This window comes from Variovorax sp. P1_H2 (assembly GCF_056405295.1).
The window spans coordinates 1-4,362 of record NZ_JBFUCJ010000220.1 but is presented as its reverse complement, the minus strand read 5'-3'; the positions used below and the strand labels follow the sequence as shown (position 1 = coordinate 4,362).

Sequence of the window (4,362 nt, the reverse complement as noted above, 5' to 3'; positions counted from 1 at the left end):
GAGAAGGTCTGCGCGAACTTCGTCGGGATCGTGGTGTTCTTGGTGATCATCTTGGTCATCACGCCGCCCATGGTYTCGATRCCGAGSGACAGCGGGGTGACGTCGAGCAGCAGCACGTCCTTGCGGTCGCCGGAGAGCACCTGGCCCTGGATGGCGGCGCCGACGGCCACGGCTTCGTCGGGGTTGACGTCCTTGCGCGGTTCCTTGCCGAAGAACTCCTTGACCGTTTCCTGCACCTTGGGCATGCGGGTCATGCCGCCGACCAGGATCACGTCGCTGATGTCGGACACGCTGACACCCGCATCCTTGATGGCGGTGCGGCAGGGCGCGACGGTGCGCTCGATCAGCTCCTCGACCAGGCTTTCGAGCTTGGCGCGGGTGAGCTTGATGTTCAGGTGCTTCGGGCCCGAGGCGTCGGCCGTCACGTAGGGCAGGTTGATGTCGGTCGCGGCGCTGTTCGACAGCTCGATCTTGGCCTTCTCGGCCGCTTCCTTCAGGCGCTGCAGCGCGAGCACGTCCTTGCTCAGGTCGACGCCCTGTTCCTTCTTGAACTCGGAAATGATGTAGTCGATGATGCGCTGGTCGAAGTCCTCGCCGCCCAGGAAGGTGTCGCCGTTGGTCGACAGCACTTCGAACTGCTTCTCGCCGTCGACGTCCGCGATCTCGATGATCGAGATGTCGAAGGTGCCGCCGCCGAGGTCATAGACGGCGATCTTGCGGTCGGCCTTGTCGTGCTTGTCGAGGCCGAAGGCGAGCGCGGCCGCGGTCGGCTCGTTGATGATGCGCTTGACGTCGAGGCCGGCGATGCGGCCGGCGTCCTTGGTGGCCTGGCGCTGGCTGTCGTTGAAGTAGGCGGGCACCGTGATCACGGCCTCGGTGACCGGCTCGCCGAGGTAGTCCTCGGCGGTCTTCTTCATCTTGCGCAGGATTTCGGCGCTGATCTGTTGCGGCGCGAGCTTCTTGCTGCGCACTTCCACCCAGGCGTCGCCGTTGTCGGCCTTGGTGATGCTGTAGGGCATCAGGTCGATGTCCTTCTGGACTTCCTTCTCTTCGAACTTGCGGCCAATCAGGCGCTTGACCGCGTAGATCGTGTTCTTCGGGTTGGTGACCGCCTGGCGCTTGGCCGAGGCGCCGACCAGCACTTCGCCGTCTTCCTGGTAGGCCACGATCGAGGGCGTCGTGCGGGCGCCTTCCGAGTTCTCGATCACACGCGTGGTATTGCCTTCCATGATCGACACGCACGAGTTGGTGGTGCCGAGGTCGATGCCGATGATTTTGGCCATGTTGTTGCTCCTGGAATCTGAAATAAGGTTGTTGTGAACTTGTGGATAACCCGCTGCGAATCAAGGGACGGAGCGGGGATTTCCTGTGGGTTTCTTGTTGGTTTTCAGCTCGGACTGCTGACGGTCACCAGGGCCGGGCGCAGCACGCGCTCCGCGATCGTGTAGCCCTTCTGGAGGACGCTCGCGATGGTGTTGGGCTCCTGGCCCGGCACCGGCACCACCGAGATGGCCTGGTGCTGGTGCGGGTCGAACTTGCTGCCGGCCGGCGGCGCGATCTCGATCACCTTGTTGCGCTCGAGCGCGCTCTTGAGCTGGCGCAGCGTGGCCTCGGTGCCTTCGCGCAGGTGCTCGGCGGTGGCGTCGGGRATCGCCAGGCCGGCTTCCAGRCTGTCGAGCACCGGCAGCAGGCTCTCGGCAAAGCCCTCGATGGCGAACTTGCGGCCCTTGGTGATCTCTTCGTCGGCTCGTCGGCGGGCGTTCTGGACGTCGGCCTGGGCACGCAGGAACTGGTCGGCCAGCTCGGCATTCTTGGCTTGCAGCGTAGCGACCGCGGCCTGGGCTGCTGCCAGTGCGTCGGCATCGTTCGCGGCCTGGGCGGCCTCGAGTTCTTCGGGGCTGGGTTCGCCCTGCAGGGTGTCGGGATTCAATGGGGTGTTTTGCGGGTCTGACATGCTCAAAATGCCGGCTGCCACGCCGGAAATCAATGAAAAATGAACAATAGGCAGCCATTTGGGGCTGGCCGGACGGTTTTCAAGACAAAAAATGCGCCGGCGGCGGCGCATTCGGGAACCTCATTTGCGCTGGCTCAAGCCGACGCCGGGCCGCCCCAAGGCGGCTTGCGGCCCCCTCGGGGGGCAGCGCGTACACGAAGTGGCGGAGCGTGGGGGCGGCTCAAGCCGACGCCGGGCCGCCCCAAGGCGGCTTGCGGCCCCCTCGGGGGGCAGCGCGTACACGAAGTGACGGAGCGTGGGGGTCAGTCAGTGGGCGTCAAGCAGCTCGACGTCGAACTTCAGGGTGGCATTCGGGGGGATCACGCCGCCGGCGCCACGGGCGCCGTAGCCCAGGGCGGCCGGGATGATCAGAGTGCGCTTGCCGCCGATCTTCATGCCGGCGACGCCTTCGTCCCAGCCCTTGATGACCTGGCCGGCGCCCAGCGAGAAGGCGAAGGGGTCGTTGCGGTCGCGGCTGGAGTCGAACTTGGCACCCTGGACGCCGTCGTTGTAGAGCCAGCCGGTGTAGTGCACGTGCACGTGGTGGCCGGCCTTGGCTTCGGCGCCGTCGCCGACCGTGGTGTCTTCGTATTGCAGGCCGGAGGGAGTGGTGGGCATGGTGCGCTCCTTGGGATTTGGGAAAAGGTGGAAAACCGGGCAGTTTAACGACCCGGCAAGTCCGCCGCCGGGCCGCCCCAAGGCGGACTGCGCCCCCTCGGGGGCAGCGAGGACACGCAGTGCCGAGCGTGGGGGTTCAAGTCCGCCGCCGGGCCGCCCCAAGGCGGACTGCGCCCCCTCGGGGGGCAGCGAGGACACGCAGTGCCGAGCGTGGGGGTTCAAGTCCGCCGCCGGGCCGCCCCAAGGCGGACTGCGCCCCCTCGGGGGGCAGCGAGGACACGCAGTGCCGAGCGTGGGGGTCAAGCCCTCAGGGCCCGGGAGGAGGCGCCGTCTTCTTGACCTGGGTCTGCTGCCACTTGCCGGCGAAAGCCTGCAGGTCGGACAGCCGCTTCAGCAGGTCCTGGCCGCTCAGGGTCAGGCTGTAGCCCTCGCTGCCATGGTTCACGAGCCCGGCTTCGCGGAGTTCCTTGATGCGGGTGTTCAGGGTGTTCGGCGTGATGCTGCCGACGCTGTCCTGCAGCAGACGGAAGGTCTGCGCATGACCGTCCCGAAGGGCCCAGAGGACGCGCAGCGCGTAGCGGGCTTCCAGCAGTGCCAGCAATTGGCTGACCGCCGCGTTTTCCTTGCTGCTCATCGACTTCATCTCCTCGGGGTGCCGCAGTTTTTATTGGCGGTGGGGGACCCACCCGGAATCGGCCGGCGACTATAGCCCAGAAGACTGGTTGCTACAAGTTTTATAGCTATGACGGCAAGCAGGCTGCGGCTCGTGGGATTGCGGCTTCAGGCGGCGGGGTAGTTGGCCATCGCTTCGCCGAGCCGCACCGGGCGTGCCGGTGCCCAGCCCGGCGCGAAATCCAGCGGCGGGGCCGGAAACAGCATCACCACGGTCGAGCCGAGCAGGAAACGGCCCATTTCCTCGCCTTGGCGCAGCAGCACCTGCTGATCCTCGTAGCGCCACTCGCGGACCTCGCCGCCACGCGGCGGATTCACCACGCCGTGCCAGACGGTGGCCATGCTGCCGACGATGGTTGCGCCGACCAGCACCAGAACGAAGGGGCCGCGCGCCGTCTCGAAGACGCAGACCACGCGCTCGTTGCGCGCGAACAGTCCGGGCACGCCGCGCGCCGTGGTCGGGTTGACCGAGAACAGGTCGCCCGGCACGTAGATCATGCGCAGCAGCCGACCGTTGCAGGGCATGTGGATGCGGTGGTAGTCCTTCGGGCTCAGATAGAGCGTGGCGAAGCTGCCGTGCTGGAACTGCGCGGCCAGCGCGGCGTCGCCGCCGACCAGTGCGGTGGTCGAATAGCGGTGGCCCTTGGCCTGGAAGATCTGGTCGCCCTCGATGGCGCCGAACTGGCTGATCGCACCGTCCACGGGCGAGACCAGGTGGGCCTGCGCCAGCGGCCGGGCGCCGGGTTTCAGCGCCCGGGTGAAGAAGGCGTTGAAGCTGGGATAGCTCGCGATGTCGCTGTCGAGCGCCTCGCCCATGTCGACGCCGTACTTGGCGACGAAGCGGCGGATGATCCAGGTCGTGACCGACCCGCGCTCCTTGCCCGCCACCCAGCCGGCGAAGGAGGTCAGCGCCTGCTTGGGGAACAGATATTGGGACAGGACAGGGAGGCGATCGGACAAGAGAAGTTCCCAGGAAAATGGAAGGCGATTCTATCGATCGCTTCTTCTCTTATTCGCAGGCCCAGGCCGACGCCGGGCCGCCCCAAGGCGGCCTGCGGCCCCCTCGGGGGGCAGCGACC

At 66.7% G+C, this 4,362-nt stretch carries 5 protein-coding genes; all 5 read right to left on the bottom strand.

All coding sequences use genetic code 11. The features are described 5' to 3' along the window. Positions 1–1,283, bottom strand: a 1,283-nt coding sequence (dnaK, locus tag AC1D2E_RS34850) for a molecular chaperone DnaK (protein WP_478201634.1), incomplete at its 3' end; no start/stop codon positions are given. Positions 1,284–1,387: 104 nt separating this feature from the next. Further along, positions 1,388–1,954, bottom strand: coding sequence for a nucleotide exchange factor GrpE (gene grpE, locus AC1D2E_RS34845; protein WP_478201633.1), 567 nt, complete (start codon positions 1,952–1,954; stop codon positions 1,388–1,390). A gap of 306 nt (positions 1,955–2,260) precedes the next feature. After that, positions 2,261–2,611: an FKBP-type peptidyl-prolyl cis-trans isomerase gene (locus AC1D2E_RS34840; RefSeq protein WP_478176623.1), complete on the bottom strand. Its 351-nt coding sequence runs from the start codon at positions 2,609–2,611 to the stop codon at positions 2,261–2,263. Between the two features lie 307 nt (positions 2,612–2,918). Further along, positions 2,919–3,245, bottom strand: coding sequence for a winged helix-turn-helix transcriptional regulator (locus AC1D2E_RS34835; protein ID WP_478201632.1), 327 nt, complete (start codon positions 3,243–3,245; stop codon positions 2,919–2,921). A gap of 146 nt (positions 3,246–3,391) precedes the next feature. Then, positions 3,392–4,243 (bottom strand): archaetidylserine decarboxylase, encoded by an 852-nt coding sequence (gene asd, locus AC1D2E_RS34830; protein ID WP_478201631.1) that lies wholly within the window; start codon positions 4,241–4,243, stop codon positions 3,392–3,394. Positions 4,244–4,362: the final 119 nt, after the last annotated feature.